Here is a 15,944-nt window from a genome sequence, read left to right as displayed (position 1 = left end):
ATATAGACAAAGGGAAATTAATTGTTTAAACTTTACAAAGTATTCACCATAATAGGTTATGAAAATAATAATTACGGAATGGGAAATATTTATAATTAACTCAATTTAACTTTTAAATTTGAAAATTAGGAGGTTCATAATGGGTAAACTATTAAATTTGTTTCGTGATATGAAAGTAGCAAAAAAGCTATTAATTTCATTCTTTGTAATTTTAATTGCAGCCGTTTCTATAATCGGGGGCATGTCTTATCAAACTGCTAAAAAGAATTTTGAATCACAAATTACGAGTAGTGCTAACGATAATATAAAAATATTAGATAATTTAATCAATCAAATGATTGAAGCAAAATTTAACGATGTGAATAACTTTGCACGAGTAATTCAAGGGAATATGTATCAAGGGGATAATCAGGATGAGCTAAGAAAGACATTATCTCAGTATATCAATTTGAATATAGATGTTGAACAAGTGTATGTTGCCGGTAATGATAAGAAATTTGTACAGGAACCAAATATACAAATGGCAGCAGATTATGATCCAACAACACGACCTTGGTATAAAGATGCAGTGGCAAAACAAGGTGGTATTGTTGTTAGCGAGCCATATAAGGCAAAAGGAAATGGACATATTGTCGTAACGATTGCAAAACAAACAGAAGATAAAAATGGGGTTGTTGCGCTAGATTTAAGTTTAGACAATTTATTAAAAACAACAAAGTTAATCAATATTGGTAAAAAAGGATATGCCTTCATTTTAGATGGAAAGCAAAAAATCATTGCTCATCCACAAGAAAAATCAGGGGATAAAGCAGCTGATTCTTGGGCAAAGAAAATTTATGAAGATAATCATGGTGCTTTTACATATTCTTATGGTGGTAGTGAAAAGAATATGGTATTTGCTACAAACGTAAAAACAGGTTGGAAAATTGGTGGGACGATGTACGCAACTGAAGTAATTGAAGCTGCTCAACCTGTATTTTATAATATGTTAATTGTTATGCTTATTTCGTTAGTAGTAGGTGGAGTACTTATTTATTTTGTGACACTTTCAATTACGAAGCCTTTAAAGAGACTAGTTATCACTTCTAAAGAAATAAGTGAAGGGGATTTAACGCAAACAATTGAAATTCATTCTAATGATGAAATTGGTCAACTTGCGAAAGGTTTTAACGAGATGACAAATTCATTACGGACGTTAATTGGAAGGATTAACACTTCGGCAGGACATGTTGCAGCAGCATCAGAAGAACTAACTGCAAGTGTAAGACAAGCGAGTGAAGCAACTGAGCAAATTACAACAGCAATGGATGAAATATCAAGTGGGGCAACGACGCAAACAACAAGTGTAGAAAATGGTGCTATGTTACTGTTTGATGTAACGGAAGGAATTCAGCATGTAGCAAATAGTTCATCATCTATTAATATCGCTTCTGCTCATACTCGTGAAAAAGCAGAAGATGGTGGGAAACTAGTAGGAAGAACAGTAAACCAGATGCAGTCTATTGCAGAATCGGTTTCACAATCAGATGCTGTTATACAGTTATTAAATAATAAATCAAAACAAATTGGTGATATATTGGAAGTAATTCAAAACATTGCAGATCAAACAAATCTTCTAGCTTTAAATGCGGCAATTGAAGCGGCAAGAGCTGGTGAACATGGAAGAGGTTTTGCAATTGTTGCAGATGAAGTACGTAAATTGGCAGAGAAGTCTAGCATATCTTCCAGTGAAATTAGTAAATTAATAGGCGAAATACAAGACGATATGGGTAAGACAGTCAAATCAATGAATCATGTAAATGAAGAAGTTCAATCTGGACTTGTTATTGCAAATGAAACGAAGCAAAATTTTGCTGAAATTTTACAATCTACAAATGAAATAGCTAATCAAATTAAGACGATGGTTGAAACGGCTAATGGAATGTCAAAAGGGGCAAATGAAGTATCTATTTCAGTAGGACAAATTGCAATGACAGCACAAAATAATGCGACAAGCACACAAAATGTTGCGGCTTCAGCTGAAGAACAGCTAGCTTCGATGGAGGAAATTGGATCAGCGGCGGGTACGCTATCTCAAATGGCTGAAGAATTGCAAGTATTAATTGAGAGATTTAAAGTTTAATAGAGAACAGACTCCCCCTAGTAGCATTATGACACTAGAGGGTAGTCTGTTTTATTATGTAAAATCAAATGGAGATGTAAACTTCCTTTATGACGTTTAAAATGGTATTTTGCATAATATTTGTCGAAAAATAGAGGTGTTTGTTAGCTTTGTGTATAATTATTAACCTATAGAATACAAATAAAAGGAGAGTATTATGGGAGTGTATTGGGGGACAAAAAGACATTCTTGGCTTAGTTACGTCTCATTTTGGCTAAGTATTTCATTTTTTATTGTTTTTCTAATTGAAGTGTTTATATTAAAAACACTTTCGAATAGCTCGGTGCAAATTGTTAAATATTTTTATTTTATACTTGTACCAGTAAATATTTTTCTTAGTTTAAAGTTACTATTTAAGAAGAATGAAAAGAAAGCGTTACCTATTTTTAGTTTCATTGTCTCATTATTATTTGCAATTTTAATAATCGTATTAGTTTTAGCAGCTATAGGGAAGTTCTTTTAAGGGGAGTGGTATAAGTCACTCTCCTTTTTTATTTGTGGTAGTCTTACTATATGTAAAAGTGTGAATGCTGTGAGCTAATAAAAGCGGAGAGTAGACAATATTTGCATGGATTAAAGTCTGTCGTTATTTGAACTTGTAAGAGTGTATGGAGTAATGAGGTAATATACATAATAATGGAGATAGAATTAGTTATTTTATAAGTGTGTATGAAGCAAATGAATACGGTAAGAACGGTGATATATGGTACAATAGCTATGGATAGTGATAGAGATAAAGGGTATATAAAATACTCATCGTTTTTTAGTAAGAGAGGGGTTATCTTATGCTATACGAGGATTTGGAGACATTATTTCAAACAGCTCCGAAAGAAGATAGAGGCGGATGGAAATATATAATCCAAGAACAAAATGATACATTTAAAATTGGTGATGAAATACTGAAAAATCAAATGAGTGTCGAATTGTATTTTAATGAATACGATGAGGTGAAAATCACTTTATATAAAGATGGAATTCCCATTACGACTATGCAAAAAATTACGATTTCAAAAGTTGAATTAGACGAAGATGAAGAAGGTATTCAATTTGTTTTAGAACGCATGCCTAGTCGAATGATTCGGTTGCAGTTAAAGCCGTATTTAGCATTAGAAATGGGACCGTACTGGGAAGTATGTGATGATTGTGAATGAACATAAAAAAGCATCCAATAACATGGATGCTTTTTTATGTTTTTTGAAGTTGTTTAAACGCAATGATTGGAAGTATAACAATACTTACCCATCCGATGATAGGATATAGAATGTGAAGTAAGTCACTGTAACCGATGTAACTAAAGCAATAACTAATTAGTAAAATGAAGAAAATAATATTGTGATTTTTCCACCCAGTAATAGATTGCATCTGTTTTGTCATTCCGAACACATTACCAACTAAAGTTGTGAAAACTTCACCGAAAATAATGAGAACGAAGAAGAAGTGAAAAGTTGCATTAAATCTTCTTATGACTTCAGCCATTGGGATGTTATATTGATAAAATTGATCGACTGATAAGATTGCTAAATGGCTGCATAATAAAATTAAAGAAAGTCCAGCACCACCTAAAATCCCACCCCAAAAAATGGCTTTTCGATCCTTTACTTCACTGGCTAATGGGACGAGAACACTTTGGGCGAGAGAAAGGTTTAAGGCGACATATGTAATAGGGCTAGTAATCCATTTCATATTCCAGCTCTCTGCAGGAATAGTGTTATTAATAGGAGGTGTACCGTGAAAAAAGGTTGTAATAGCAAGTCCTATAATAAAAATCATCATAATAGGTACGACAAGTGTATTTACTTCAAAAACACCTTGTAACCCGCGGCTACTTATAATGAGACAAGCGATAACTGTAATGAGAATACCGAGTTGTCTTGGTAAGCGAAGTTGCTCTTCAAATACTGCACCGGCCCCTGATAACATAACGCTCGTTACGCCGAATAAAACGAGTAATAATAATGTGTTTACAACATTCCCAAATACATCCCCAAATAAATATTTGTTAAATTCTTGCGCTGAAAATGCCCCGATTTGTGATGAAAGTAACATCATCTTTGTACCAAGCCAAATAAAAAAAAATCCACTTACACATATGCCAATTGTCCCGTATAATCCATTCACTGTGAAAAATTCAACAATTTCTCGTCCAGTAGCAAATCCAGCTCCAACGACAGTTCCGATATAAGTAGCAGCTACTTTCTTTGCTACTTGCCATTGTTGATTGTCCATGTTATCCCTCTTTCTACTATGATGAGCTTGATGTACTATTATGCATATGTATGAGCTTGGACAATTAGACGTATGAAGTGGTTGAAAAAATACATGAATTAAATGATATTAGGGAAGCATTAAAGGTGTTAAAACTTTGTTACATATAAGCCAATTGTTCGAAAGGAAAGGGAATGTATGGTAAAATGTAATTAAGTTATTAAAAGATAAACATTACAAAATGATAAGAGGAGTGATTGTATGAGTACGAAAACAAATGTTGTTGAAGTATTAAACAAGCAGGTAGCAAACTGGAATGTGTTATATGTTAAATTACATAATTATCACTGGTATGTGACAGGGCCACACTTCTTTACATTACATGAGAAATTTGAAGAGTTTTATAATGAGGCTGGAACGTATATTGATGAGTTAGCAGAACGTATTTTAGCTTTAGAAGGTAAACCATTAGCGACAATGAAAGAATATCTCGCAACATCTAGTGTCAGCGAAGGGACAAGCAAAGAATCTGCAGAAGAAATGGTGCAAACATTAGTGAATGATTATTCTGCACTTATTCAAGAATTAAAAGAAGGTATGGAAATTGCGGGTGAAGCTGGCGATGAAACATCAGCTGACATGCTGTTAGCAATTCATACAACATTAGAACAGCATGTATGGATGCTAAGTGCATTCTTAAAATAATGATAAATATATAGAAACCCATTGAAAAATTATTTCAATGGGTTTTTTTATGATTTTTCAGTTTTCTTTTATGCTATAATATAGTAAAAAGGAGGCGATGCGATGTTTCGCTTTTTCAGAACTGGAAAAGAAGAGCGGGAAATTACGAAAGATGAATTAGAACAAGCGATGGCTCAGTTTTTAGAAACGAATGCTAATATCGTTTATACAGTATTAGTAAATGATGATTATACAGTAAATTATGATTTGTTAAAACCATATTTACCTGCATTTCCAACAAATGTTTTTCTCATAACGAAGGAAACGCTTGAGGTATTTGAACATACAGCAGAAAATTTAAACCTAGTGAAAGAAATTGATGGCGTACAAAAAGCAGTAGATCAATACGTAACAGAAAAAGAAATGTTCCCAATTGTTGAAGGTAGCGAAGATCGCCTCATATGTGGAATGAAATTAGGACCTTACTTAAATCGTAGCTTAAAAAGAGACTTATATATTTCAGAAAAACATTATTTAGTTTCAAGTAAACCAGATAGAAAAAAACAAAAGAGTGGGTAGACGTAATGAAAACAACAATACATATATTGTTGTCTTTTTTTGTTTGTTAAAATATTGACTTTTCAGTTTATTAATATTTATATTAAATGTATTGGACAGAGAAGGATAACTATTAAGTATCATTCGGAGAATAAGATATTGCTAGGGCGAGTTATATAAAATCTTCACAAAGTGGTATAAAGATTCGCAAACAAATATTATAAAAGGTTTCGGGGGAATTGGTACATGAAAAATAGTATGACTTACATTCAATTATTAAATGAAACGTTACGTTGTTATGCAAATAAAGGAAGTTTTGATGCGTACAATTATATAATGGAAAACGCTACAGGTGTAATAGGGAATGAGGCACAAATATATAATTTTCAGTATGCGCTCGCAAGTGCATCGGGACTTGAAAAAGAAGCATTACATTTAATGAGGGAGGCTATTATAGAAAGGGGATTCTGGTATGGAAATGAGTATTTAATTTCCGACGAAGATTTAAAATCACTACATAAATTTGAAGAATTTCATACAATGGTGCAGTTATGTAAAGAAAGAGAAGAATTAGCACATAAAACGGAAAGACCAGATGTGAAATATATATACACCAAGAAAGAAGGAAATCTACTACTTACATTGCACGGTGACCAAGAAAATATTCAAATAGTAGAGCCATATTGGAAATCAGTTTTGACACAAGATTACACGTTAGCTTTACCACAGTCTTCACAAATTCAGTTTTCAGATGGATTTGTTTGGGATGATATAGAGAGAGGGAAAGAGGAATTAAAAGGGCATTACAATAAGTTTATAGAAAATCATACAGTAGAAAGTGTAATCATTGGTGGTTTTTCTGCAGGGGCGAGAGTAGCTTTATATACGATTTTACAACAAGATATAAATGTAGATGGTTTTGTTTTTATGGCACCATGGCTTCCGGAGATTGAAGAATGGGATGAGTTGCTAAGAGTGCTGAAGGATAAACATATAAAAGGATATATAGTATGCGGGGATCAAGATGAAGATTGCTTCGAATCCACGCAGCAATTCGTACAACTATTAAGAGAGAAGAATATAGAACATAAGTATAAAGTTGTGCCTGATTTAGATCATGATTATCCTATTAACTTTGAAGAGCTATTAAAAGAAGCTATTGAATATATAGGAAATGAAAACAATAAGTAGTAAGAAAAAGAGATGCATCACATGTGATGCATCTCTTTTTAGAATTATAAATTAAAAGCATTTGCTAGTAAGCGATAAGACTTTAATTTATGTTCAAATTGATGAGTAATCGTGACAATCATAAATTCGTCAGTATTGTATGCTTTGCTTAAGTTTATTATTTTTTCTTTTACAGAAGACGGATCACCAACAATCATACGTTGACGATTTTCTTTTATACGGAATAAATCATAAGCGCTGTATGAATAATTTTGAGCAGTTTCAATAGAAGGTGTACCAGTAGTTCGTTTTCCTTGCTCTAATAATAAGATTGATAAATCTAAACTAGAAGCAATTTTTTCCGCTTCTTCATTTGTTTCTCCGCATATAACAAAGATGGCAACGATTGAATTAGGCTTATCTCCTAAAAATGAAGGCTCATATTGTTCTTGGTAAGCCCTCATAACTTCAGGGCCTCCGAAGCCGTTAATAAATTGTGCAAATGCGAAAGAAGCTCCGTTGTTTGCAGCAATTTTAGCGCTCTCTCCGCTAGAACCGAGCATCCACATTTCAGGAGATGTTGGGATAACTGGAGTTGCTTTTAAGTTTGCATAGTGATGGTTTTCGGGTACTTGATCATGTAAGTACATTGCAACGTCTGCAATTTGTTCTGGATATTGATCAAGTGAGACCATTTTCCCTTCTTGAAGTGCGCGAGTTGCTATTGGCATACCACCAGGCGCTCTACCAACACCGAGATCGATGCGGTTCGGATACAATGCTTCTAGAACACGGAAATTCTCAGCAACTTTATATGGGCTATAATGCGGTAACATAACACCACCTGAACCGACTCTAATACGGTCCGTTTTTGCGGCAATATGAGAAATAAGTATTTCTGGACTTGAACCAGCTAAGCTTACGGAATTATGATGTTCGGATACCCAAAAACGTGTGAATCCGAGTTTTTCAACTTCTTGTGCAAGCGTAACTGTATGTGAAAAAGCTTGGGCTGCTGTGCTACCATCTGAAATAGGTGATTGGTCTAATACACTTAACTTGATCATAGAATATACCTCTCAATCTTAATGTACATCCTATTATATATTTACTTATGAAAAATGCGTAGTGAAATGCTCAAAATGAAAAGCGGATAATCTTATTTCCGCTTTTAACGAGAAAATCCGCGTTCATAATGATTCATTTCGACTAGATTTAAAATATATTCATAGTTGTCAATTTCACGCTTTAGTTGTTCACGTTCTTTTTCAGATAGTGTCATATTGCTAAGTTTTTTACATAAGTTTTGTTTCTTTAATTCTAAATGTTTTTTTGTAGCATCGTAGTCATAAGTATGTTTCATTTTTAACCACTCCTTCTTTGTAGTTGCTATATTATACGAAGTATAAAGAAAAGTGAGATCTGTCTCTTATGTACTTTTAGTGAATATTCAAATTGCAATGGTGTTATGTTTATGGGGATTTATGAATAAAATGCACTAAACCACTAACGTCCATTTGATGAAGTAAGGGGTGGAATTGTGCAGAAAGATATAATGTATAATACTGAAATGGATGAAGCGTTAAAAGTTATAGATAAAGGATTGAAGAAGCCGATAAGTCCAAAACAAATTATTGTAGTGGGAGCTGGTATGGCTGGGTTAGTTTCAGCTTCTTTATTAAAGGCTGCAGGACATGATGTGAAAATTTTTGAAGCAAATAACCGGGTAGGTGGTCGTATAGAAACAGTTAGAATGGAAGATACCGGATTATATTTAGATGTCGGAGCAATGAGGATTCCTTATTCACATACATTAACGATGGCATATATAAGAAAATTTAGGCTACAGGTGAGACCTTTTATTAATAGGAATGAGACGGATATTATATACGTAAATGGACGGAAAACGACGTTAAAACAATATGAAAAAGATCCAAGTATTCTAAGATATCCTGTGGAAATGAATGAAGTTGGAAAAACGTCAGAGGAATTATTATTGTTAGCGGTACAGCCCATTATAAATTTTATAAAAAAGAACCCAGAAAAAAATTGGGATATTGTTGTAAAGGATTTTGGGAGATACTCTACTGGACAATTTTTAAAGTATCATCCTTATCAGTATAATACTTACTTTTCACCAGTAACAATTGAGATGATTGGTGTTTTATTAGATTTAGAAGGTTTTTTGGAACGGTCGTTTGTAGAGACTTTACGCTTTCTATACATTATGCAAGAGGAGAGCGGATTTTGTGAAATTGTGGGCGGGAATGATAGATTGCCAAAGTCATTTTTACCGCAATTAGAAGAGAATATTATATATAATCAAAAATTAATGAAGTTACATCAACACGATAATGGTGTGACAGCTTTCTATCGGAACGAGGAAACTTTTGAATATAGTAGTATTACAGGAGATTTAGTTATTGTTACCATTCCGTTTTCGACAATGCGTTTTGTAGAAGTAGATCCGTTTGATTCTATATCTCATGAAAAATGGAAAGCAATTCGTGAATTACATTATATGCCTGCGACGAAAATAGGAATTCAATTTAAAAGCCGATTTTGGGAAGAACAAGGACAATTAGGTGGCAGAATTATAACAGATTTGCCAATTCGTTATGCCTATTATCCAAGTTATGGAATTGGGGAGAAAGGACCGGCTATGATGTTAGGTAGCTATACATGGTCTTATGACGCGTTGTTATGGGATGGTTTATCAAAAGGGGATCGTATTTATTACGCATTACACAACTTAGCAACAATATTAGGTGGTCAAGTGTATGATGAGTTCATATCTGGAATTTCAAAAAGCTGGACATTGGATCCGTATGCGCTTGGAGGATTTGCACTTTTTCAAGCAGGTCAAGAATCTGAGCTGCAACCAGCGATTGTCAAACCAGAGGGGAGAATATTCTTCGCTGGAGATCATACAACGCTATATCACGGATGGATTCAAGGTGCGATTGAATCTGGAATTCGTGTAGCGGTGGAAGTGAATGAGTAAAAGGTTTTCAATTCAGAAAATTCTTTACTATATAACTTCAGATGGATATTATTATATATAAAAGAAATATAGGGAGTGTTTACAGTGAATCCGTTATTATTCGATTTTCCTTCTGAATTTTATACTGATAGACTTTTTATTCGAATGCCGAAACCAGGAGATGGTAAAGTTGTATATGATGCAATTCAGGCTTCAATACAAGAACTAAAACCTTGGATGGTGTTTGCACAAAAAGAGCAAACAGAGCAAGAAGTAGAAGAAAGTATTAGAAAATCACATATTCAATTTTTGCAACGTGAGGATTTAAGATTACTAGTATTTTCGAAAGAAACAGGTGAATTTATTGCATCAGCTGGATTACATCGTATTAATTGGGATATACCTCAATTTGAAATTGGATATTGGATTGATACAAGGTTTAGCGGAAAAGGCTATATGGTAGAGGCTGCGAAAGGTATAACGGATTACGCTTTTTCTGAATTGAAAGCAAACCGTGTAGAAATTCGTTGTGATTCTTTAAATAAGAAGAGTAGAGCGATACCTGAGAAATTAGGTTTTAAGTTAGAAGGTACGTTAGAAAGTGCGAGTGTTGCGGTAGATGGAAACGGATTAAGGGATATGTGTGTATTTGCTATGACTAGAAATACATATGAAAAAGAAGAGCTGTAAGAAAACAGCTCTTCTTTTTATGCATTATGGTACAGGATGTCCATTAGAGCTTTCGAAAATTGTAAACCATTGTTGACGGTCTAAGTTAACTTTTGTAGCAAGAGCGGCAGTTTTTACGCGATCTAATTTACCAGAGCCAACGATTGGCATCATATTAGCTGGATGAGCAAGTAACCAAGCATACATAACCGTATCTATACTAGAAACACCTAGCTCAGTAGCAACTTTTTGCACAGTTTCACGTACGCGTACAGCACGTTCTGATTGACCAGTAAAAATCTCCCCACCAGCAAGAGGTGACCAAATCATTGGATTGATTCGTTTTTCTTGGCATAAGTCAATTGTTCCTTTTTCAAAATGCTCAAGCTGCAATGCAGAAACTTCAATTTGGTTCGTAATAAGTGGAAAATCTAAGTACGAATTTAACATATTAAATTGTGAAGGTAAGAAGTTAGATACACCGAAGTGACGAACTTTTCCTTCTTGTTTTAATTGTGAAAAGGCTTTTGCCACTTCATTTGGATCCATAAAAGGATCGGGACGATGAATAAGTAATACGTCAATATAATCTGTATGTAAATTTTTAAGTGATGCTTCTACACTTTGCATAATATGCTCTGTACTAGTATTGTAGTGAGCAACATATCGTTCTGGAAATTTCGGTGATGGGGGAGCGATTCCACACTTTGTAATAATTTGCATGTTTTCTCGTAAGGAAGGCTTTAATTGTAAAGCTTCGCCAAATAACCCTTCACACGTATATGCGCCGTAAATATCAGCGTGATCAAAAGTAGTAATTCCCATATCCATACAATCTTCAATGAAAGAAAGTAATTCTTGTTTCGTCATATTCCATTCTGCTAAACGCCAAAATCCTTGAATAATACGAGAAAATTCTAGCGTTTCAGCCATTTGAACTCGCTCCATTATAAGTACCCCCTTGATGAATAATAATGTTTTGAAAAGGCTTTTTTACTACATGTTATTATATAGTTAATTAGGTGTACAGACAATAAATATGTTTTGCTATAAAAACGATTTTTTCTATCATGCCTTTCGAGAGGACTCCCATCTCTAAACGTAAATGAAGGTGGTGAGGTGAATCGAAAGAAATATTTTATTTTTGAGAAAAAAACGGAAACGTATGTTCTTTTTTGCTATAATATCCTTAACAAGGAGGTGAATAAAATGGCAAAAGAAAATCCATCAAACTATAAAACTCTTCAAATCTGGATAAAAAAAGGGCATCGTATGTATTCTTATTTTCAAGAATGTTGTCATAACGCTAAGAATATGTACAACACCACAAACTTTTATATACGCCAGGTGTACACTGGATTAACACAAGAAAAAGAGTTGCAGCCTTTGCAAAAAGAAGTTCTGGATAATATTCATAAAAATATTGGGAAGATGAATGACACACAACGTCTTGTCTATCGGAAGAAATTGGAAAAAGAGAAAGTGAAGCCTAAAGAAGAACAGAAAGAGATTACATGTAATTTGTTTTCAGAACCTAATTTTGAAAAACCTTATGTAGATTACAACTTTCTAGATGCACTATTTAAGGCTATGATTCAAAATGATTATCGAGCTTTGCCTACGCAATGTAGCCAGTCCATCATGAAAGGTTTGTTCCAAAATTGGAAATCTTTTTTTGCTAGTTTAAAAGACTATAAAAAGAATCCAAACAAATATGATGGAATGCCTAGGATTCCAAAGTATATTCGTTCTTCTGAAAAAGAGATTCTGTATACAAACCAAGATTGCATCATTAAAAACGGTAGATTTTTAAAGTTTCCAAAGACGAAATTGCAATTAAATATTGGGAAACTAGGTTTCACTGAAGGTAAACTGAAACAAGTTCGTGTGATTCCAAAATACAATGAATATGTAGTGGAATTGGTAATTGATGTTCCTTCTGAACAACAAATGATTGAAGCGAATGCTCGTTATATGAGTATTGATTTAGGGATTGATAACCTTGCAACCATCGTAACAAACACAGGTATGAAACCTGTCCTTGTTAAGGGCAAACATGTCAAAAGCATAAATCAATATTACAACAAAATGAAGAGTCATTTTACAAGCATTCTTAGAAATGGAAAACAAACGAATGAAGGACCTTTTACTTCTAAAAGGATAGAAAAACTTCATCAAAAACGTTACTTGAAAATAAAAGACGTCTTCCATAAAGTTAGTCACCACATCGTAAAACTAGCTCAAGAAGAAGAAGTTTGTAAAATCGTTATTGGTCAAAACAAAAGTTGGAAACAAGAAACGAATATGGGAAAAAGAAATAACCAATCGTTTTGTCATATCCCGCATAATTTACTGATTCAAATGATTACATACAAAGCAAATGCTGTAGGCATTCAAGTTGTTGTAACTGAAGAATCATATACATCGAAAGCAAGTTTTCTGGATAACGACTTCATTCCAACGTATGGAGAAAATGACCAAAATACAACTTTTTCAGGAAAACGAATAAAGCGCGGTATATATCGTTCAGCAAATAAAACTTTAATTAATGCAGATGTAAATGCTGCGGCTAACATTTTACGAAAAGTAATCCCAAATGCATGGACAAATGGGATAGAGGGGTTAGGCGTGAAACAGCTCGCTAATGTGTTAACTCCCCTGACGTTAATCGTCCGTTAGGTCGAAACGTTAGAAACCCCCACTTCAAGCTTTGTTAAGTGGGGGAGTGTTCATATGCTATAATGTAGAAACATATAGGTATAAGGAGAGGTACGAAATGATTCCAGTAACAATATTAACTGGTTTTCTTGGATCAGGGAAAACGACTTTATTAAATCGTATTTTATCAGAAAATCACGGTAAGAAATTAGCAGTGATTGTAAATGAAATAGGGCAAATTGGCATTGATAATCAGTTGATTATGAATGTGGAAGAAGAAATTATGGAAATGACAAATGGATGTTTATGTTGTACTGTACGTGAAGATTTACTCGTCGCTTTAAAACAATTACTGGACGTAAAAGCAGAAGGGAAAATGGATTTTGATGGTTTAGTAATTGAAACGACTGGCCTTGCAAATCCAGGGCCGATTATTCAAACATTCTTTTTAGATCCAGTCATCCAATCTGCTTACCAAATTAACGGTGTTGTAACGGTGGTAGATAGTTATCATATACATAAACATTTTGAAAAAGGATTAGAAGCAAAAGAGCAAATTGCGTTTGCTGATGTCGTTTTAGTAAATAAATTAGATTTAATTGAAGAGAATGAGAAAGAAAATCTCTTGCATGAAATTCAAGGGATTAACCCGACTGCAAAGTTAATTGAGGCGACTAACTGTGAGGTAGATATACCATCTTTATTACAAATCCAAACGTTTAAAACGAAAGATACGTTGCAAATTTACCCTCATAAAGAACATAACCACTTAGAAGGTGTGAAATCATTTGTATTACGTGAAGAACGTCCGCTGGATTTACAAAAGCTTAATGAGTGGATGTCAGCTGTCGTTCAAGAGCTAGGGGAATATTTATATCGTTACAAAGGAATTTTATCGATAGACGGAGTAGATAAACGTATCGTTTTCCAAGGCGTACATACGTTATTTGCTGCTTCGTATGATAGAGAGTGGCAAGAGGGCGAAGAGCGAGTAAGTGAAGTAGTTTTTATCGGAAGAGATATTAATAAAGAGTGGTTCCAAGAACATTTCGAGGAGTGTGTGAAATAAGTCTGCGTAAATTGCAGGCTTATTTTTTATGAACATTCTATTAGATTGCAAAACAGAATTAAATAAGGGAAAGAAACTAAAAATTGATAAATGTATAATAAAAAGCCTGTTTTCACAGGCTTGTATTTTCGTCTATTAGTAACTCCATTACAACACCTACAACTGGACCTTCATCATCAATATCCCCATTTAAGCGGAAACCAAATGATTCATACAGTCCCATTGCAAGTTTGTTGTCTGGATGTAAACTTAAGTAAATTATTTTGCATTCAAATTTTTCTTGTAAGAATTGAATGAGTAAGCGAAGGAAACGTTTTGCGTATCCTTTTCCTTGATATTGTTGGTCAATCATAAAGCGATCGAGCCAGACACTTTTATGTTTTACTGAATACCATCCATACATTGCGTATCCTACAAGTGTTTCTCCATCATATAAACCTACTGACGTTCCGTTTCCTTCATATAATGATTCTGCTAAAGAAAACGCGTTACTTTCAATAAATTGTTGCTGATCTTTTGCGACGTCTAAAGCAACTACTGAACGCCAATTTTTTGCTGTTACTTCACAAATGTGAAGATTCATAATTCCAACTCACCTTCTAAATTAATATAGCTTTAAAGCTAATATGGATAATTTTACTTGTTATTTTAGTCAAGTCAAGGATAAATACATAAAAAGGCAGCTGAATAACAAATTCAGCTGCCTAGAAAGTATAATGGATTAGTTTGTTGCTTCTTTCAATGTATTTACGTTTTCTTCCATTAAAGTGAAGTAATCTTTATTATTTTTTGCATCATCTTCAGAAATAGTAGCTAAGTGATTTAAGCGTAAAACTTTTGTACCAGTTTCTTTTTGAATTACCGATGCTACTTTTGGAGTAGAGAATGTTTCGAATAAAATATATTTTAGATTATGTTCTTTTACTGTTTTTGTAATGTCAGCAAGCTGCTTTTGAGATGGTTCATCAGAAGCTGAAATTCCAGCGATAGGAATTTGTTTTAGGCCGTATCGTTGTTCCCAGTAACCATAGGCAGCATGAGAAACTAAAATTTCTTTCGTTTTTGCGTTCGCTACAGCTGCCTTAAATCCATCGTCTAAATCAGTAAATTTAGTTTGAAGTGCTGCAAAGTTTTTTTCGAATTCTTGTTTATGTTCAGGTTGTAATTCTACAAGTGCATTTTTAATTTTTTCTGCCTGTTTCATTGCTAGAGTAGGATCTAACCAAACATGCGGGTCTTTATCGTGATGATGTTCATCTTCTTTATGGCCATCTCCATGATCATGATGCTCTTCTTCAGTAGAAGCACGAAGCTCAATACCTTTAGATGCATTTACAATTTTAACATTTTCTTTTTGTAATGTTTTTTCCATTTTTTCAGCAAATGGTTCTAATTCAGCGCCGTTATAAACAAATAAATCGGCTTTTGCAACTTGTACTGTTTGTTTTTGACTTGGTTCAAATGTATGTGAATCTGCACCCGGTGGGTAAATCGCTTCAACATTTACATAGTCGCCACCGATTTTCTTTGCGAAATCAGCAAGTGGGAAAATCGTTGTATAAACTGTTAGCTTTCCATCTTTCTTGGCATTACTTTCTTTTTTATTTGAGCAGCCAGCGAAAATTAAGGTGAAAATAAGTAAGAATGAAAATATAGTCAATCTTTTAGGCATGAAGTTCTCCTCTTTTCTTTTTTTACGGATATATTTTCCCCAATTATAGAAGAAAAATATCATTTTAATACAAAACGGAATAATTACGTTTTAGTTTGCGAACTTAGTATAATAC

General features: G+C 33.8%; 16 protein-coding genes and 1 pseudogene. 11 read left to right on the top strand and 6 right to left on the bottom strand.

Annotation, left to right across the window (positions count from 1 at the left end; all coding sequences use genetic code 11):
• Positions 1-139 precede the first annotated feature (139 nt).
• The 4 genes and pseudogenes from GBN78_RS31230 to GBN78_RS23300 all read left to right on the top strand — a co-directional run.
• Positions 140-1,180 (top strand): annotated as a pseudogene (locus GBN78_RS31230) (HAMP domain-containing protein); the annotation flags it as partial.
• Positions 1,175-2,122, top strand: coding sequence for a methyl-accepting chemotaxis protein (locus tag GBN78_RS31225; protein WP_409193850.1), 948 nt, complete (start codon positions 1,175-1,177; stop codon positions 2,120-2,122). The pseudogene GBN78_RS31230 and the gene GBN78_RS31225, both read left to right, overlap by 6 nt.
• Before the next feature lie 196 nt (positions 2,123-2,318).
• The gene (locus GBN78_RS23305; protein ID WP_000539571.1) at positions 2,319-2,624 is read left to right on the top strand and encodes a hypothetical protein; all 306 of its coding nucleotides are present in this window, start codon (positions 2,319-2,321) and stop codon (positions 2,622-2,624) included.
• A 322-nt stretch (positions 2,625-2,946) separates the two neighbouring features.
• Positions 2,947-3,312 (top strand): DUF3979 family protein, encoded by a 366-nt coding sequence (locus tag GBN78_RS23300; RefSeq protein ID WP_000965059.1) that lies wholly within the window; start codon positions 2,947-2,949, stop codon positions 3,310-3,312.
• A gap of 34 nt (positions 3,313-3,346) precedes the next feature.
• Here the strand turns inward: GBN78_RS23300 and GBN78_RS23295 are convergent, their stop codons facing one another.
• Entirely contained in the window at positions 3,347-4,387 is a 1,041-nt protein-coding gene (locus GBN78_RS23295) for a YkvI family membrane protein (protein WP_000370203.1), read from the bottom strand.
• Between the two features lie 240 nt (positions 4,388-4,627).
• Here GBN78_RS23295 and GBN78_RS23290 point away from each other — a divergent pair, with 240 nt between their 5' ends.
• The 3 genes from GBN78_RS23290 to GBN78_RS23280 all read left to right on the top strand — a co-directional run bounded on the left by GBN78_RS23290 (position 4,628) and on the right by GBN78_RS23280 (position 6,799).
• A complete protein-coding gene (locus GBN78_RS23290) occupies positions 4,628-5,071 on the top strand; it encodes a Dps family protein (protein ID WP_152127751.1) in 444 nt (147 codons plus the stop codon).
• 102 nt (positions 5,072-5,173) lie between these two features.
• A complete protein-coding gene (locus GBN78_RS23285; RefSeq protein ID WP_152127750.1) occupies positions 5,174-5,629 on the top strand; it encodes a DUF3939 domain-containing protein in 456 nt (151 codons plus the stop codon).
• 225 nt (positions 5,630-5,854) lie between these two features.
• Positions 5,855-6,799, top strand: a complete 945-nt coding sequence (locus GBN78_RS23280) for an alpha/beta hydrolase (RefSeq protein WP_152127749.1) — start codon at positions 5,855-5,857, stop codon at positions 6,797-6,799.
• A gap of 44 nt (positions 6,800-6,843) precedes the next feature.
• On the opposite strand, the gene GBN78_RS23275 is transcribed toward GBN78_RS23280, so the two are convergent.
• Together GBN78_RS23275 and GBN78_RS23270 are read right to left on the bottom strand one after the other, a co-directional pair.
• Positions 6,844-7,845 carry an LLM class flavin-dependent oxidoreductase gene (locus GBN78_RS23275; protein ID WP_000594041.1) on the bottom strand — a complete coding sequence of 334 codons (1,002 nt, stop codon included), beginning with the start codon at positions 7,843-7,845 and terminating at the stop codon, positions 6,844-6,846.
• 104 nt (positions 7,846-7,949) lie between these two features.
• The gene (locus tag GBN78_RS23270) at positions 7,950-8,141 is read right to left on the bottom strand and encodes a DUF3896 family protein (RefSeq protein WP_000683359.1); all 192 of its coding nucleotides are present in this window, start codon (positions 8,139-8,141) and stop codon (positions 7,950-7,952) included.
• A gap of 177 nt (positions 8,142-8,318) precedes the next feature.
• Here GBN78_RS23270 and GBN78_RS23265 point away from each other — a divergent pair, with 177 nt between their 5' ends.
• Both GBN78_RS23265 and GBN78_RS23260 read left to right on the top strand, forming a co-directional pair.
• Positions 8,319-9,782 carry a flavin monoamine oxidase family protein gene (locus GBN78_RS23265; RefSeq protein ID WP_001168109.1) on the top strand — a complete coding sequence of 488 codons (1,464 nt, stop codon included), beginning with the start codon at positions 8,319-8,321 and terminating at the stop codon, positions 9,780-9,782.
• A gap of 84 nt (positions 9,783-9,866) precedes the next feature.
• Complete coding sequence (locus tag GBN78_RS23260) at positions 9,867-10,451, top strand: GNAT family N-acetyltransferase (RefSeq protein ID WP_001068750.1); 585 nt, start codon at positions 9,867-9,869, stop codon at positions 10,449-10,451.
• A gap of 24 nt (positions 10,452-10,475) precedes the next feature.
• Here the strand turns inward: GBN78_RS23260 and GBN78_RS23255 are convergent, their stop codons facing one another.
• Positions 10,476-11,378, bottom strand: a complete 903-nt coding sequence (locus GBN78_RS23255; protein ID WP_000442784.1) for an aldo/keto reductase — start codon at positions 11,376-11,378, stop codon at positions 10,476-10,478.
• 261 nt (positions 11,379-11,639) lie between these two features.
• On the opposite strand from GBN78_RS23255, the gene GBN78_RS23250 reads away from it, so the two are divergent.
• Positions 11,640-13,109 carry an RNA-guided endonuclease InsQ/TnpB family protein gene (locus GBN78_RS23250; protein WP_001040870.1) on the top strand — a complete coding sequence of 490 codons (1,470 nt, stop codon included), beginning with the start codon at positions 11,640-11,642 and terminating at the stop codon, positions 13,107-13,109.
• A 97-nt stretch (positions 13,110-13,206) separates the two neighbouring features.
• On the top strand, positions 13,207-14,157 hold the full coding sequence (locus tag GBN78_RS23245) for a CobW family GTP-binding protein (RefSeq protein ID WP_000613422.1): 951 nt from the start codon (positions 13,207-13,209) through the stop codon (positions 14,155-14,157).
• A gap of 112 nt (positions 14,158-14,269) precedes the next feature.
• On the opposite strand, the gene GBN78_RS23240 is transcribed toward GBN78_RS23245, so the two are convergent.
• Together GBN78_RS23240 and GBN78_RS23235 are read right to left on the bottom strand one after the other, a co-directional pair.
• A complete protein-coding gene (locus GBN78_RS23240; RefSeq protein WP_001048677.1) occupies positions 14,270-14,740 on the bottom strand; it encodes a GNAT family N-acetyltransferase in 471 nt (156 codons plus the stop codon).
• Positions 14,741-14,878: 138 nt separating this feature from the next.
• Positions 14,879-15,829 (bottom strand): metal ABC transporter substrate-binding protein, encoded by a 951-nt coding sequence (locus tag GBN78_RS23235; RefSeq protein ID WP_001126151.1) that lies wholly within the window; start codon positions 15,827-15,829, stop codon positions 14,879-14,881.
• Positions 15,830-15,944 lie beyond the last annotated feature (115 nt).

Origin of the sequence: Bacillus sp. B2-WWTP-C-10-Post-4, from assembly GCF_009183805.1 — a bacterium.
In the GTDB taxonomy this organism is placed as follows: domain Bacteria; phylum Bacillota; class Bacilli; order Bacillales; family Bacillaceae_G; genus Bacillus_A; species Bacillus_A cereus.
This window is presented reverse-complemented; position numbering and strand designations above follow the sequence as displayed.